General features: G+C 50.8%; 17 protein-coding genes. 16 read left to right on the top strand and 1 reads right to left on the bottom strand.

What is annotated here, in order from left to right; genetic code table 11:
- Window positions 1–132: 132 nt before the first annotated feature.
- Complete coding sequence (gene rluC / locus BGL48_RS08195; protein WP_069362209.1) at window positions 133–1,095, top strand: 23S rRNA pseudouridine(955/2504/2580) synthase RluC; 963 nt, start codon at window positions 133–135, stop codon at window positions 1,093–1,095.
- 4 nt (window positions 1,096–1,099) lie between these two features.
- A complete protein-coding gene (locus BGL48_RS08200; RefSeq protein WP_077458559.1) occupies window positions 1,100–1,816 on the top strand; it encodes an HAD-IA family hydrolase in 717 nt (238 codons plus the stop codon).
- Between the two features lie 76 nt (window positions 1,817–1,892).
- On the opposite strand, the gene BGL48_RS08205 is transcribed toward BGL48_RS08200, so the two are convergent.
- Complete coding sequence (locus BGL48_RS08205; RefSeq protein ID WP_069362210.1) at window positions 1,893–2,486, bottom strand: Maf family protein; 594 nt, start codon at window positions 2,484–2,486, stop codon at window positions 1,893–1,895.
- Window positions 2,487–2,812: 326 nt separating this feature from the next.
- Here BGL48_RS08205 and yceD point away from each other — a divergent pair, with 326 nt between their 5' ends.
- The 14 genes from yceD (at window position 2,813) to ptsG (ending at window position 15,384) form a co-directional block, all read left to right on the top strand.
- On the top strand, window positions 2,813–3,343 hold the full coding sequence (gene yceD / locus BGL48_RS08210) for a 23S rRNA accumulation protein YceD (protein WP_069362211.1): 531 nt from the start codon (window positions 2,813–2,815) through the stop codon (window positions 3,341–3,343).
- A 5-nt stretch (window positions 3,344–3,348) separates the two neighbouring features.
- A complete protein-coding gene (rpmF, locus tag BGL48_RS08215) occupies window positions 3,349–3,519 on the top strand; it encodes a 50S ribosomal protein L32 (RefSeq protein ID WP_046075434.1) in 171 nt (56 codons plus the stop codon).
- A 9-nt stretch (window positions 3,520–3,528) separates the two neighbouring features.
- Entirely contained in the window at window positions 3,529–4,551 is a 1,023-nt protein-coding gene (gene plsX / locus BGL48_RS08220) for a phosphate acyltransferase PlsX (RefSeq protein ID WP_069362212.1), read from the top strand.
- 8 nt (window positions 4,552–4,559) lie between these two features.
- A complete protein-coding gene (locus BGL48_RS08225; RefSeq protein ID WP_069362213.1) occupies window positions 4,560–5,519 on the top strand; it encodes a beta-ketoacyl-ACP synthase III in 960 nt (319 codons plus the stop codon).
- A gap of 18 nt (window positions 5,520–5,537) precedes the next feature.
- A complete protein-coding gene (gene fabD / locus BGL48_RS08230; protein WP_069362214.1) occupies window positions 5,538–6,479 on the top strand; it encodes an ACP S-malonyltransferase in 942 nt (313 codons plus the stop codon).
- Between the two features lie 67 nt (window positions 6,480–6,546).
- A complete protein-coding gene (gene fabG, locus BGL48_RS08235) occupies window positions 6,547–7,281 on the top strand; it encodes a 3-oxoacyl-ACP reductase FabG (protein WP_069362215.1) in 735 nt (244 codons plus the stop codon).
- Between the two features lie 157 nt (window positions 7,282–7,438).
- Window positions 7,439–7,675, top strand: a complete 237-nt coding sequence (gene acpP / locus BGL48_RS08240) for an acyl carrier protein (RefSeq protein WP_046075439.1) — start codon at window positions 7,439–7,441, stop codon at window positions 7,673–7,675.
- Window positions 7,676–7,767: 92 nt separating this feature from the next.
- Complete coding sequence (fabF, locus tag BGL48_RS08245) at window positions 7,768–9,006, top strand: beta-ketoacyl-ACP synthase II (RefSeq protein WP_069362216.1); 1,239 nt, start codon at window positions 7,768–7,770, stop codon at window positions 9,004–9,006.
- Between the two features lie 108 nt (window positions 9,007–9,114).
- Window positions 9,115–9,924: an aminodeoxychorismate lyase gene (gene pabC, locus BGL48_RS08250; protein ID WP_069362217.1), complete on the top strand. Its 810-nt coding sequence runs from the start codon at window positions 9,115–9,117 to the stop codon at window positions 9,922–9,924.
- Window positions 9,918–10,934, top strand: a complete 1,017-nt coding sequence (gene mltG / locus BGL48_RS08255; RefSeq protein ID WP_069362218.1) for an endolytic transglycosylase MltG — start codon at window positions 9,918–9,920, stop codon at window positions 10,932–10,934. Before pabC ends, mltG begins: the two co-directional genes overlap by 7 nt.
- Window positions 10,931–11,569: a dTMP kinase gene (gene tmk / locus BGL48_RS08260; protein WP_069362219.1), complete on the top strand. Its 639-nt coding sequence runs from the start codon at window positions 10,931–10,933 to the stop codon at window positions 11,567–11,569. The genes mltG and tmk overlap by 4 nt, the downstream gene beginning before the upstream one ends.
- Complete coding sequence (gene holB, locus BGL48_RS08265; protein WP_069362220.1) at window positions 11,566–12,558, top strand: DNA polymerase III subunit delta'; 993 nt, start codon at window positions 11,566–11,568, stop codon at window positions 12,556–12,558. The genes tmk and holB overlap by 4 nt, the downstream gene beginning before the upstream one ends.
- A 1-nt stretch (window position 12,559) precedes the next feature.
- Complete coding sequence (locus BGL48_RS08270; protein ID WP_069362221.1) at window positions 12,560–13,339, top strand: TatD family hydrolase; 780 nt, start codon at window positions 12,560–12,562, stop codon at window positions 13,337–13,339.
- Window positions 13,340–13,953: 614 nt separating this feature from the next.
- Window positions 13,954–15,384 (top strand): PTS glucose transporter subunit IIBC, encoded by a 1,431-nt coding sequence (gene ptsG, locus BGL48_RS08275; protein WP_069362222.1) that lies wholly within the window; start codon window positions 13,954–13,956, stop codon window positions 15,382–15,384.
- Window positions 15,385–15,437 lie beyond the last annotated feature (53 nt).

Raw genomic sequence — 15,437 nt, forward strand, 5'->3', positions numbered from 1 at the left:
TGTTTTTTTGCACGATGATGCCTTTGTGCTTCTCGCGGTAATGGGGGCGAGCACAGCCCGTCGCTGTGCTAGGTAAGGGATAACTTGCCGTAGCAGGTGCATGTCGCTGTGCTTAGCGGTAGAATGAAGGTTATGACAGAACAAAAAACTCAAGTGCGATTCATCGACATCGATGACGACATCGCCGGCCAACGTATCGACAATTTTCTGCGAAATCAGCTGAAAAACGTCCCCAAAAGTATGATTTATCGCGTGCTTCGTAAAGGAGAAGTGCGAGTTAATAAAAAACGCATAAAACCAGAGTATAAGCTGCAAGCCGGAGACGTGGTGAGGGTGCCTCCCATCCGCCTTCCAGAGCGCGATGAGAAAGCTGCCCCCAGTACCAAATTAGACAAAGTGGCTGCGCTTGAGCATTGCATTATTTATGAAGATGACCACCTACTTGTGCTCAATAAGCCTTCGGGTACCGCGGTGCACGGGGGAAGTGGGCTACAATTTGGCGCGATAGAGGCAATGCGCGCACTGCGTCCCAAAGCGCGCTTTTTGGAGCTGGTGCACCGGATTGATAGAGACACCTCCGGGATCTTATTGATTGCTAAAAAACGGTCTTCGTTGCGCCATCTGCAAGCGCAATTTCGCGAAAAAACGGTACGCAAAGACTATTATGCCTTGGTGATGGGCAAATGGCCGACTAAACAGCGCAAAGTTACGGCACCTTTACTGAAAAATGAGGTGAACAGTATTGTGCGTGTCAATTCAAAGGGGAAGCCGTCGGAAACCCGTTTTAAAGTGCTTGAGAGCTTTGCTGAAGCAACCTTAGTGCAAGCAAGCCCTGTGACCGGGAGGACGCATCAGATTCGTGTGCATGCTCAGTATATGGGTCACCCGTTGGCGTGGGACGACCGCTATGGCGATCCCCGTTTTGATGCGTATACCAAGTCGTTTGGGTTGGATCGTTTATTTTTACATGCGGCCACCATCTGCTTCCGACACCCGAACAAGGATGAAAGCATGACGCTCAATGCACCGATGGAGCCCAAGCTTGAGCGGGCGCTTGAGGGACTACGGGCAAAGACCGCATCATCTAGAGGTTAAATGCATGACTGTCGAATTACCGCTTACATCTGCTTGGCAATCTGGCGAAAGCCAGATCAGCCAAACGTCGCATTCAGTGCTTGCTCCATACTCATTGTTGATCTTTGACTGGGATGGCACTGTGATGGATTCGATTGGGCGCATTGTCTCCAGCCTGGATGCGGCGGCTCGTTTGACAGGGCAACTACCCATTTTACCGCCTGAGCGTTTGCAAACCATGATTGGCCTGAGTTTAGAAAAAGGTTATCAACGACTTTACCCTGATGCAGATCCAACATGGTATGGCGATTGGATTCACCACTATCGCCAACAGTTTGTGCACGATAACCCGACGCCGTGTCAGCTATACCCTGGCGTGAAAGACACCCTTATGTCTCTAAAAGCGCAGGGGTTTCAATTGGCGGTGGCAACCGGGAAATCACGCGCTGGGCTTGATCGGGCGATGGCCGAGACGGGAACTCAGGATTTGTTTTCGGTGACGCGATGCGCCGATGAAACGGCCTCTAAGCCGGATCCTCAAATGTTGGATGAAGTGTTAGCGCATACAGGCATGCCACGGGATAAAGCGCTGATGATTGGCGATACCGGGCATGATATGCAACTAGCCATCAATGCGAATATGGCAAGGCTCGCGGTTACTTGGGGCGTAGAAGACTCTGCCAGCCTTTCGACGTTTGAACCCGTTGCGGTATTAAACAGCCTAAATGAGCTGGTGAGCTAATTGGTCGCTTTGATTGTGCTTAAGTTGCGTGCTGGTAAGGTTGCAACTACGTGTGCGCTGATGATGAGTTAGCGCATTAAATAACAGAGATACCCTCCTTTTCTAGCATTTCACGCAAGCGTATTAACGGCAGACCAACAAGGGTATTCGGATCGCGTCCGTGCATCGCATTGAAAAGGGCAATGCCCAAACCTTCACATTTAAAGCTGCCAGCACAATCTAGCGGCAGTTCTTTGTCGATATAACGAATAATTTCTTGTTCGCCTAGCTCACGAAAATCGACATGAAAGGGTTCAACGTCCGATTGATGCTCCCCCGTGTCACTGTTTATCAATGCAATCCCTGTATAAAAGGTGACTTGCTTGCCGCTTGCGCGTTTTAGCTGTTCGATCGCCACCTCTCGCTCATGCGGCTTGCCTAACACCTCCTCGTCTATTACACACACTTGGTCTGAACCGATAATGAGCGCATTATCGAATAGCGGCATCCCTGCCATGGCCTTTTCGAGTGCCAGGCGCTCAACCATGTCAGTCGCACGCTCGTGCTCCTGCCGACTTTCGTCAATGGCAGGAGAGAAGGCCGTGAAAGGCAGCGCAAACTTTTTAAAGATAGACTGACGATAGGGAGAACTTGAGGCCAGCACAATTTTTGGTGGTTGTGTGGAGTGCATGAGCGATCCTTCTTTCTTGCGCGCAGGGTTAGATTTGACCAAAAAACAACCCGCATCAGTGATTGTTTATTTCCAACTCTCAGTCTAACCTGAAAAAATGGTAGGCGCGACTTTGAGTCGGGCAAAGCCGTAGCGGTGTGCCTAGCTGACTTATTGACGGCGGTGAAAGGGTGGGTTTTCATTGTTGCTGGTACGAATGGACAAAGCACCAGCGGCATCCCGATCACCGATGGAATGTGCGCTTTTGTCGCTATCACCCTTTCGCGCCTGACACAGGCAACATTTTCTTTGACTCCAGCGCATTTGGAGGCTAATATTCGCGCCCTATGCAGAAGGTAAAGCTACCGCTGACGGTTGATCCGTTCCGTTGTGCACAAAAGCAACTTGACTATGATGGTCTTGTAGACAAGCAGCGTTTAGTGCGTCTCGGTGAGGCAACCCAAAGCATCGATAGTGATGCGGAAGTGATGCTTTCGTTCGACATTGACGCCCAAGGGCTCAAAACGGTCACCGGTCGTGCGACCGTCACAGTGAGTCTTGAGTGTCAACGTTGTTGGGAGCCATTTTCATATCGCTATGAAACTGAATTCGTTTATAGCCCGGTTTTCAATGATGACCAGGTTGGCAATTTACCGGATGCTTATGAGCCGGCATTAGTCGACGAAAACGGTGAGATTGATCTGATTCAATTAGTCGAAGACGAGTTGATTGTGGCCTTGCCACAAGTCGCCATGCACGAAGACACCGACTGTAAAGTTAGTGCAGAGAACATGGTGTATGGGGAAATCCCACTTGCTGATGAGCGTCCAAATCCGTTTGCCGTACTAAAAAACTTAAAGCAAAGTAACGAGGAGTAGGGTCAATGGCCGTACAAAAGAACCGTAAAACCCGTTCTAAGCGTGGTATGCGTCGTTCACACGATGCACTGGGTACTCAAGCTGTATCTGTAGACAAAACCAGCGGTGAAACTCACCTGCGTCACAACATGACTGCAGACGGTTTCTACCGTGGCCGCAAGGTTATCAACAAGTAAGGTTGACCCTTGACTCGGTTAACCATTGCACTCGATGCGATGGGCGGGGATTTCGGTCCCCAAGTCACAGTGCCTGCCTCCGTGCAGGCATTGTCACGTTTTGCGGACCTAAACGTGATCCTAGTGGGCGACGAGCACCACATTAAGGCGTCACTGAACCAGCTCAATGCCCAGCATCATTCCCGATTATCTATCGTCCATGCCCCGGACGAGATCCCTAATGATATGCGTCCGTCTACGGCGCTGCGCCGCAGCCATGGCACGTCTATGCGCGTGGCACTGGAAAAGGTGGCCAGTGGTGAGGCGGATGCGTGTGTGAGTGCAGGGAACACCGGGGCGCTAATGGCGTTATCCAAGTACTTGCTCAAGCTCTTGCCTGGCATTGATCGTCCCGCCCTCGTAACAGCCTTACCAGGCGCCAATTATCAACGTAAATGGTTGCTGGATTTAGGTGCCAATGTGGCCTGTGATGCCGATACCTTATTCCAATTCGCGGTGATGGGCGCGGTGTTAGCGGAGGCTGAGTTAGGCCATACCCCGCGTATCGGCCTATTAAATATTGGTGAGGAAGCGATCAAAGGCAATGATTTGGTGCGTCGCTGTGCTGATCTCTTGCAGCACAGTGAGTCCGTGCGTTACACCGGCTACGTAGAGGGCGACCAGATCTACACGGGGGAGACGGATGTGATTGTCTGTGATGGCTTTGTCGGCAACGTGGCGCTAAAAACCAGCGAGGGAGTGGCACGTTTGATCATCGACAAGGTGAAAGCCCATCTCCACCCGCATCCTATTAAGCGTTGGATCGCGAAATGGCTATTTTCTGATCTATTAAATCAACTCCAACAGCTGAAACCCGACCAGTACAACGGCGCAAGTTTGCTAGGATTGCGCGGCATCGTTGTAAAAAGCCACGGACGCGCTGATATCGCCGCTTACGAAAACGCTATTTTTGAGGCGGTGCACGAGGTCGAACGGCAAATCCCAACTAAGATAAGTGACCGTTTAGAGGCAGTTCTTCTCGAGAGGCATTAGTAGTCTTCATGTATAGTAAGATTTTGGGCACAGGCAGCTATTTGCCTGAACAGGTTCGCACCAATGCTGACCTTGAACAAATGGTAGACACCAGTGATGAGTGGATTGTGACCCGTACGGGGATCAAGGAGCGTCGCATTGCTGCACCGACAGATACCGTTGCCTCGATGGCGTATCAGGCCGCCGTACAGGCGATAGATATGGCTGCCATTGATAAACATGACATCGACCTGATTATTGTTGCCACCACTAGTGGTGAGCGTGCGTTTCCCGCGGCTGCCTGTGACGTGCAAGCCATGTTGGGGATTAAAGGGTGCCCCGCCTTTGATATCGCGGCGGCATGCTCTGGTTTCGTGTATGCACTCAGTGTGGCGGATCAATACGTTAAAAACGGCCTGGCTAAAAATGCGCTGGTGGTGGGCGCAGATCGCCTGTCTCACACCTGTGATCCCGATGATCGCTCCACCATCATTTTGTTCGGTGATGGTGCAGGTGCCGTCGTGCTCTCTGCCGATGAAAATGATGGTATTTTGTCCACACACTTGAAAGCTGATGGCAAATTTGGCGAGCTATTGAAACTTAAGTATCCGGAGCGTGGTCAATCGTTAGAAGCCGATGAAGCGTGGCTTTATATGGCGGGGAATGAAGTCTTCAAAGTAGCGGTAACACAACTGGCCAATATTGTGACAGAAACGCTTCAGGCCAACCAAATTGAAAAATCAGATATCGATTGGTTGGTACCACACCAAGCCAATTACCGGATTATTAAAGCGACCGCGAAGAAACTCGCGATGTCGATGGATCAAGTGGTATTGACGCTTGACCGCCATGGCAACACGTCTGCCGCATCGGTGCCAACTGCCCTTGATGAGGCGGTGCGCGATGGGCGAATCCAACGAGGCCAGACACTCTTACTTGAGGCGTTTGGCGGCGGATTCGCGTGGGGTTCAGCGTTAGTCAGATTTTAAATAAATAGGAAAACAGCTATGTCTTCAACAGCTCGTTCTTCAACCGCGATTGTCTTTCCCGGTCAAGGCTCGCAAGCCGTGGGTATGCTCGGGGAGCTCGCCGAACAATATGGCGTTGTGCAGCAGACGTTTGCAGAAGCGTCAGACGTGCTTGGCTATGACCTTTGGGCATTGGTCCAGCAAGGGCCTGACGCGGACTTAAATGAAACCCATCGCACCCAACCGGCGTTACTCACCGCGTCTGTTGCTATTTGGCGTGTATGGGAAGCTCAAGGTGGTGCGGCGCCCATGATGTTTGCTGGTCATAGTTTGGGTGAATATTCTGCCTTGGTGTGTGCGGGTGTATTGGATTTTAAAGAAGCCGTTAAGCTTGTCGAGTTGCGCGGTCAATTGATGCAAGAGGCGGTGCCAGCGGGTATTGGCGCGATGTCGGCGATTATTGGTCTCGACAATAACGCGATTGCCACGGCGTGCGAACAAGCGGCGCAAGGTCAGGTGGTCTCACCGGTTAACTTCAACTCGCCAGGCCAAGTGGTGATTGCGGGGAATAAAGAAGCGGTTGAGCGTGCTAACGCCCTGTGTAAAGACGCGGGCGCAAAACGTGCATTACCGCTGCCCGTGTCAGTGCCTTCTCACTGTGCGCTGATGAAGCCAGCAGCAGAAAAACTGGCGCAAGCACTGGAATCGGTCACCTTTAATGCACCACGTGTTCCTGTGGTCAACAATGCAGATGTAGCAACGCCGATAGAGCCGGCTGCAATTAAAGAAGCCTTGGTGCGTCAATTACATAGCCCGGTACGTTGGACTGAAACGGTCGAGCATATGGCGGCTGAAGGTGTGGAGCAGCTATTGGAATTTGGCCCTGGCAAAGTATTGACTGGCTTGACCAAACGCATCAACAAGGCGTTGAGTAGCGCGGCGGTCAATGATAGCGCCAGCCTTGCCGCGGCGAAGGCATAAACCGTATTACGAAGACACTTTGTGACTGCCGGCGTATGTCGGCAGAATCAACTAAAAGGGTAACCGAATGAAACTAGACGGAAAAGTAGCGCTGGTGACAGGCGCAAGCCGTGGGATCGGCCGAGCCACGGCAGAGCTTTTAGCGGAGCGTGGTGCCACTGTAATTGGTACGGCGACCAGCGAAAAAGGCGCCGCGGCAATCAGCGATTACCTCGGTGAAAACGGTAAAGGCCTGGCACTCAATGTGACCTCGACAGAGTCAGTCGCAGAGGTGCTTGATACGATCAAAAAAGAATTTGGCGATGTTGATATTCTGGTTAACAACGCCGGTATCACTCGTGATAACCTATTGATGCGGATGAAAGACGACGAGTGGCAGGACATTATGGACACCAACTTGACGTCGATCTTCCGTTTATCAAAGGCAGTATTGCGTGCGATGATGAAAAAACGCTGTGGCCGAATCATTAATATTGGTTCTGTGGTCGGTGTGATGGGTAATGCGGGACAGGCAAATTATGCGGCGGCAAAAGCAGGCGTGATTGGCTTTACCAAATCCATGGCACGTGAAGTGGCTGCGCGTGGCATCACAGTGAATACGGTCGCCCCTGGTTTTATCGAAACCGATATGACCAAGGCGCTAAATGATGAACAGCGCGCTGCGACTCTGGCACAAGTGCCAGCAGGGCGTTTGGGTGATCCAAAAGAGATTGCTGCAACGGTGGCGTTTTTAGCCTCTGATGATGCCGCTTACATGACGGGTGAGACCTTGCACGTCAATGGCGGTATGTACATGATTTGATCGAGACCGTTGCAATCTCGAATGACACACGTCAAACTCCGATTGATTTGTCCCCAAATCGTGGTTTGACCAGCCGTGGAGGTCTTGCAACTTCCACATTAATGAATAAACTACAGCACATATCGCATCTGCGAATCTTGTAAGGACTAGTATTAATATGAGCAACATCGAAGAACGCGTAAAGAAAATCATCGTTGAGCAACTAGGTGTCGACGAAGCAGAAGTGAAAAACGAAGCTTCATTCGTAGACGACTTGGGCGCGGACTCTCTGGATACCGTTGAGCTGGTAATGGCTCTTGAAGAGGAATTCGATACAGAGATTCCAGATGAAGAAGCAGAGAAGATTACTACTGTACAGGCAGCCATCGACTACGTTGTCGGCGCTTCAGCGTAATCTCAGAATCCTACCAGGCGGTCTCCTTGACCGCCTGTGTTCTTTTTAAGCTATTCTAATTTCCAAACTAATATTCTCCGGAGAATATCATCGTGTCTAAGCGTCGTGTTGTTGTGACTGGCATGGGTATGTTGTCACCCGTGGGTAACTCAGTTGAGTCTTCATGGAAAGCTCTGCTAGCCGGGCAAAGCGGTATTTCCGCGATTGAGCATTTTGATGCCACTCACTTTGCCACCCAATTTGCCGGCATGGTTAAGGACTTCAATTGTGAAGACTACATGTCGAAAAAAGATGCACGAAAAATGGACTTGTTCATCCAATACGGCATTGCTGCCAGTGTGCAAGCCATTAAAGACTCCGGATTGCAAGTGGATGACAATAATGCACACCGTATAGGTGTCGCGATAGGTTCAGGCATTGGTGGTCTTGGTTTGATTGAACAAAACCATCGTGCGTATATGGACAAAGGTCCGCGTAAAATCAGCCCCTTCTTTGTCCCATCAACCATCGTTAATATGATTGCAGGGCACGTGTCGATTAACTACGGCATGCGTGGCCCAAACATCTCGATTTCAACCGCATGCACCACAGGCCTGCATAATATTGGTCATGCTGCCCGTATGATTGCATACGGTGATGCAGACGCCATGGTTGCTGGCGGCGCAGAGAAAGCCTCCACCGAGCTTGGTATGGGCGGTTTTGCCGCCGCCAAAGCATTATCAACACGTAACGATGATCCACAGTCGGCCTCTCGCCCATGGGACAAAGATCGTGATGGTTTTGTGCTGGGTGATGGGGCAGGCGTGATGGTGCTTGAAGAATACGAGCATGCGAAAGCACGTGGTGCGACCATTTACTGTGAATTAGCCGGTTTTGGTATGAGTGGCGATGCTTACCATATGACGTCACCCAGTGAAGACGGCTCAGGTGCGGCACTGGCGATGGAAGCGGCGATTCGTGATGCGGGTATCAACCCGGCACAAATTGGCTACGTTAACGCGCATGGTACATCGACTCCAGCGGGTGATGTGGCGGAAAGCAAGGCGATTCGTCGTGCAATGGGAGACGCAGCTGATAGCATGTTGGTCTCCTCAACCAAATCGATGACGGGTCATTTGCTGGGTGCGGCAGGCTCTGTTGAATCTATTATCACTGCCATGTCGCTGATTGACCAAGCCGTCCCACCAACGATCAACCTTGATAATGTTGATGAGGGTTGCGATTTAGATTACGTGCCGCACGAAGCGCGTGACGTAAAAATGGAGTACGCGTTGTGTAACTCCTTTGGTTTTGGTGGCACCAACGGCTCTTTGATCTTCAAAAAGCTGTAATGCGCATCGGCGTTTATACAGCCTAAAAAGAGTTTGCTATAGTAACGGCCCGACGATTCGGGCCGTTTTTTATTGTCGGTAAGATGAGTTGATTGTCGAGGTTGATAGATGTACTGGGTAAACGGACACCCTTGTCGCGAACTAGCGGTCGCTGACCGAGGGCTCCAATTTGGTGATGGCTGTTTCACCACTGGCCATGTGTATCAGGGTCTATTACTTGACCGTGATGCCCATATACTGCGTTTACAAAGCACTTGTGAGCGATTAGCCATTCGCGGGGTCGATTGGTCGGCACTCGCAATAACGCTCGATCAAGCGTGTCAGCATTCGCAGGATGAACAGGTGTTGAAAGTGATCATCACCCGAGGGCAGGGGGGCCGCGGTTACAGTCCTAAAGGCTGCTCGTCGCCAACCGTGATTGTCAGCCTGCATCCGTATCCACGCCATTATCATCACTGGCAACAGCATGGCGTGGCGTTGGCGACGACGCACATACAACTTGGTGCGTCACCTTTGGCGGGGCTTAAACATCTCAATCGGTTAGAGCAGGTATGCCTAAAGCTGGCACTGGAAGACGCCGAGGCCGATGATTTCGTAGTCGCGGACATGTTTGGCAACCTAGTTGAAACCACGGCATCTAACCTTTTCTGGTGCCAAGACCATGTCATCTATACACCTGATTTAGCCTATGCCGGTGTGGCGGGATTAATGCGAGAAAAAGTGATGGCGGTGATTGAAGGTTTCACGGACTACCAATGTAAAACGGTCGCGGTCGATGAGGCGGCGCTGTGGCGTGCCGATGAAGTGTTTGTTTGCAATACCTTGATGAAGGTGGTGCCAGTGATATCCATCAATGAAACAAGCTATACAACGCATACGCTGACAAGGCGATTACAACAGAGGTTAAACGCGTGCTAAAAAAGCGATTTTTGGGGCTGATGGGCGTATTGATGGCGATAGTCTTGGCCTCAGTCGCTGGGGTACTTTGGCAAACGAAGGCGTTTATTTCTACGCCGTTATCCTTGCAGACGCCTCAGCTATTCACCGTACCTAGCGGTGCACATTACCATAAGGTCATTGCAAAATTTGAAGACAACGGTTGGATGGCGTCAAGCATCTGGTCGAAATTTGCGCCACGGATTTATCCAGAGCTGACTCGGGTACAAGCGGGCACCTTTCAGATCCAACCTGGACAAACGTTGGCTGAGGCATTCGCGACCCTGCGTTCAGGCCAGCAATATCAAGATGAAATCACCTTTGTCGAAGGGAGTACGTTCGCTCAGTGGCGTAATCAAATCCAATCAGCCCCGCATCTCGAACAAACATTAATCGGGATGAGTGAGGCCGCCATTGCTGACGCGTTAGGGATCAGTCACGATAAATTGGAAGGCTTATTGCTACCTGAAACCTACGCTTATGACGTGGGAGATACCGATATGGCATTGCTAAAACGCGCCGCGCGTGCAATGGAATCGACCTTGAAGCAGGCTTGGCAGCAACGTATCGAGGACTTGCCGATTGAGACCCCTTATCAGCTATTAATATTGGCCTCCATCATTGAAAAAGAGACCGCGGTGGCGAGTGAACGCGAAAAGGTGGCGTCGGTATTTGTGAATCGGTTGCGACGCGGTATGCGTTTGCAAACCGATCCCACCGTGATTTATGGCATGGGTGATAAGTATGAGGGGAATATTCGTAAGCGTGACTTGCGCACACCGACCCCCTACAACACCTATGTGATTAATGGCTTGCCCCCGACGCCGATCGCAATGCCAGGTAAAGCGTCGATCTTTGCCGCGGCGCAGCCAGCAAAAACGGATTACTACTATTTTGTCGCCACGGGTAAAGGCGGCCATCAATTTTCTACCACCTTGGCCGAACATAATCGGGCCGTGCGTGATTATCTAAAAGTGTTGAAGAATCAATGAAGAACCATTTCATCGTTGTAGAAGGCCTTGAAGGCGCGGGCAAAAGTACGGCCATCAATCAGATCAAACAGGTGTTACTCGACGTCGGCATCAAAGATGTGATCACCACGCGAGAGCCCGGTGGTACGCCGCTTGCCGAACAGTTGCGAACGCTTGTCAAACAAGGCCACCCGGATGAACCGCTCACGGATAAAGCCGAGCTGCTCATGCTTTATGCCGCCCGAGTACAGCTTGTCGAAAATGTGATTAAACCCGCCCTGGCAAAGGGTCAATGGGTAGTGGGTGATCGCCATGATATGTCATCACAGGCTTATCAAGGTGGGGGACGGGGTATGGACACGTCGCTGATGCAGAGCCTCAAAGAAACGGTATTGGGAGAGTTTGCTCCCTCACTGACTCTATATATGGACATCGACCCAGAGGTAGGCCTGGCACGTGCGCGTGGCCGTGGTGATCTGGACCGGATTGAGAAAATGCAACTTGATTTTTTTGAGCGCACGCGAGCGCGCTACCTGGCATTGGCAAACGACGATCCCAGTATGGTGGTGATTGATGCGGGCCAGTCGCTAGACACAGTGACCGCTCAGATTAAGACGGCACTAAAAAACTGGCTTAAGCAGCAGACAGGCGTATGAGTGACAAGATAACATTGGCATATCCCGCGCCTTGCGTTTATCCCTGGTTTGAAGGCGTGTGGGCGCATTGGCAGCAGCTATTGATCAGTGCAAGGTTTCCGCATGCGCTCTTGTTGGCCGCGCCCCCGGGCAGCGGACGTCGCGCGTTGATTAGCCAGCTTGCCAAGGTAAGGCTGTGTAGCGACCAAACCGATAGCGCTTGTGGTCATTGCCATCATTGTCAGCTTTTCGCGGCGGGTAACCATCCTGATATTCACTGGCTCGCCCCCGAGAAACCCGGCAAGCAGATTGGTATTGATGCAGTCCGCAAGGTGCAACGGCAAGCCTTGGAAACGTCGCAATTGGGCGGGGCGCGCTTTATTGTTATCGAGTGTGTCGAACGTTTAGGGGAAGCCGCGGCCAATGCGTTGCTTAAATCGCTAGAAGAGCCACCCTCAGGGTGTTACTTCGTATTGTTGACAGACTCGCTGGATAGTTTACTTGCGACCATTGTCAGTCGCTGTAGTGTGTGGAAGGCTCCGCAGGCGGAGGCTGACACAGCCAAGGCGTGGATCGAGCAAGCATTACAGCGTTCGGTACCAGACCATGCGGTGGGTTTATACCGTGGCGCGCCCTTGGCCGCCAGTGACTTTGTGGCATCGGGCGGGTTAGATCATCACCATGCTGTGGTGGAAGGGTTTTCTACCTATGTGTGTGAGAGAGCAGGCTTATTTGACACTATTGAGGTCTTGGTCGCACACTATCCCGCTTCATTGAACTGGCTCAGTCATTTTCTGCTTGATGTACTTAAATGGCGTCAAGGTGTGGGACAAACCATTGTGCATCGGCATCATCACCAACGGGTGGCGGAAGTGGCCAATGCACTGACCACTCAGCAAGCTCATTCATTATTACGCGCGCTGCATCAATTACAGCGTCAGTTACAAATTCATACAGGGCTAAATACCGAACTGGTGGTTAGTCAGTGGTTATTATCGATTGGAGAATAACGTGTTAATAGACTCTCATTGCCATCTCGACAAACTGGATTACGACTCGCTGCACCAGAATGTTGCCGATGTTTTAGATAAAGCGCAGGCAAGGGGCGTCGACTATTTTCTCTCGGTGGGAGTCACGCTAGATAGTTTTCCGGCGATGCTAGACATGATCCGACCTTATCCGCATGTTTTTGCCTCATGTGGCGTGCATCCTTTGGATATTGAAAATGGTTTCGATTATGACCGACTGAAAGCCTTAGCCGCTGATGAGCGTGTCGTCGCGGTGGGAGAGACAGGGCTGGATTACCACTATCAGCCAGAGCTTGCCGAGCAGCAGCAAGCGATCTTCCGTCAGCATGTCCGCCTCGCGGTTGAGCTCAACAAGCCCTTGATTATCCATACGCGCGCGGCACGTGAAGACACACTTGCGATTCTGCGTGAGGAAGGCGCTGAGCGCGTCGGCGGTGTGCTACACTGCTTTACAGAAAGCTATGAAATGGCACAAGCAGCGATTGAGATGGGATTCTACATTTCAATTTCTGGAATAGTGACGTTCAATAAAGCCACAGAGCTGAAAGATGTGGTGCGTCGCATCCCGCTTGACCGCCTGCTGGTTGAAACAGACTCGCCTTACTTGGCACCTGTTCCCCATCGTGGCAAGCAAAATCAGCCGGCTTATGTGAAAGAAGTCGCTGAGTACGTCGCGATGTTAAAAGGTGAATCGGTGGAAACGGTTTGTGACATCACCAGCCGTAACTTTTTTGCGCTTTTTTCTGGTGCAAACCCGCAATAATTCAAGTCGCCCGATAATCTTGTCGGGCGTTTTTCGTGCTTAGCACGCCAAGCACTTCTCGCCGTAAGAAAACACCGCTTTTTGATTTCATTAGTTTTGAGATGGCGCCATCCCGCCTGGTTAATTTGGCGTCATTTTTTGGTGATATTTGCGCCAAAATAACCGATTTATATCGCTAGCCTATCAAGATTGATCTCGCGCAATTTTAAATATAACTACCTGAATTTATTGATATTTATCAACCTAAACTTATTATATTACGTGCTGTATTAATTCGTTACGTAAAATAACGTTAGGGGTGAGAGGGTTGCTATTTTTTTGCTCGTATCGTTTCCCCTAGGGAATGGATTTTTTGTCATTTTAAATCATGATCTTATGATTATTTTTGCTTTTTTTATCGCCAATTCTAATTGTGATCTATATTTACTTTTTAATCAGTAAAATCGTTACTGATGGGCAAGGTGATGATTCGCCCCTTATAGTTTGGGTGAGTTCAATAATCACAAATCGTTTGTTCTCTGGGCACCTGTTGTATCGTGCGACCTCTTGCGGGGGAATCGAAAGGTCTGTCTTCAGAAACACATTGTTAAACGTCCTTGTCAGGAGCAAGAACTATGTCAAAAAACCTCTTTGCTAACCTGCAAAAAGTCGGTAAGGCGCTGATGCTTCCAGTATCTGTGCTTCCGGTCGCAGGTATACTTTTGGGTGTTGGTGCAGCCAACTTTAGCTGGATGCCAGATATTGTTTCACACATGATGGAACAAGCTGGTGGGTCTGTATTTGGTCAAATGGCCTTGCTGTTTGCCGTCGGTGTGGCGCTAGGCTTCACCAATAACGATGGTGTATCCGGTCTGTCTGCCATTGTCGGTTACGGCATCATGGTGGCGACACTGGATGTCATGGCACCAGTCATGGGCGCTGAAGAAATCAAGACAGGTGTGCTTGGTGGTATTCTCGCCGGTGGTGTCGCGGCGTGGACGTTTAACCGCTTCTACACGATTCAACTGCCTGACTACCTTGGCTTCTTTGCCGGTAAGCGGTCGGTGCCAATCATTACCGGTTTCATTTCTATCGCGCTTGGTGTGATCCTTTCTGTTATCTGGCCACCAATCGGCAGTGGTATCGCTACCTTCTCTCACTGGGCCGCCGAACAAAACCCTGTGACCGCATTTGGTATCTATGGTGTGGTAGAGCGTGCACTTATCCCATTCGGTCTACACCACATCTGGAACGTGCCTTTCTTCTATGAAGCGGGCAGCTGTGTGAACAACGCCGGCGAGCAAGTAAACGGCATCATGACCTGTTTCTTGACCGCTAACGATGCAACGCGTGAAGCGGGCAACGGCTTTGGTCAGCTGGCAGGCGGTTATTTGTTCAAAATGTTTGGTCTACCTGCGGCGGCATTTGCTATCGCACACTCTGCCAAACCAGAAAACCGTGCCAAAATCATGGGTATCATGGCATCTGGTGCACTGACCTCATTCTTGACCGGTATCACTGAACCTATCGAGTTCTCGTTCCTGTTCATCGCGCCAGTACTGTATGGTATCCACGCCATCATGGCGGGTGCAGCGTATGTGCTGACTAACGCACTGGGCGTTGTTCACGGCCATACTTTCTCGAACGGCTTTATCGATTTCATCGTGCAAATGCCACGTGCTGAGAACGTGACAACGCTGGTGCTACTTGGCCTTGGTTATGCGGTTCTTTACTACATCGTGTTCCGTGTGGTGATTCGCGCCCTTGACCTGAAAACGCCTGGACGTGAAGACGAGACGGTCGCTGACGTATCAACCGCGACAGGCTCTGAACTTGCTGGCGACCTGGTAGCGGCATTCGGTGGTAAAGATAACATCACTGGTCTTGATGCGTGTATCACTCGCCTACGTGTCTCAGTGGCTGACACTGAAATTGTTGACCAAGACAAGCTTAAGCAGCTAGGTGCAGCGGGCGTGGTTGTGGTATCAGGTGGCGTACAAGCTATCTTTGGTACCAAGTCAGACAACCTGCGTACTGAAATGGATAACTGGATGCGCAGCCAATAATTGCATGCGCTAAACCAGCAAATATGAAAAGGGGTAGCATCTTGCTACCCCTT

It is taken from the genome of Salinivibrio sp. SS3 (assembly GCF_001722105.1).
In the GTDB taxonomy this organism is placed as follows: Bacteria; Pseudomonadota; Gammaproteobacteria; order Enterobacterales; family Vibrionaceae; genus Salinivibrio; species Salinivibrio kushneri.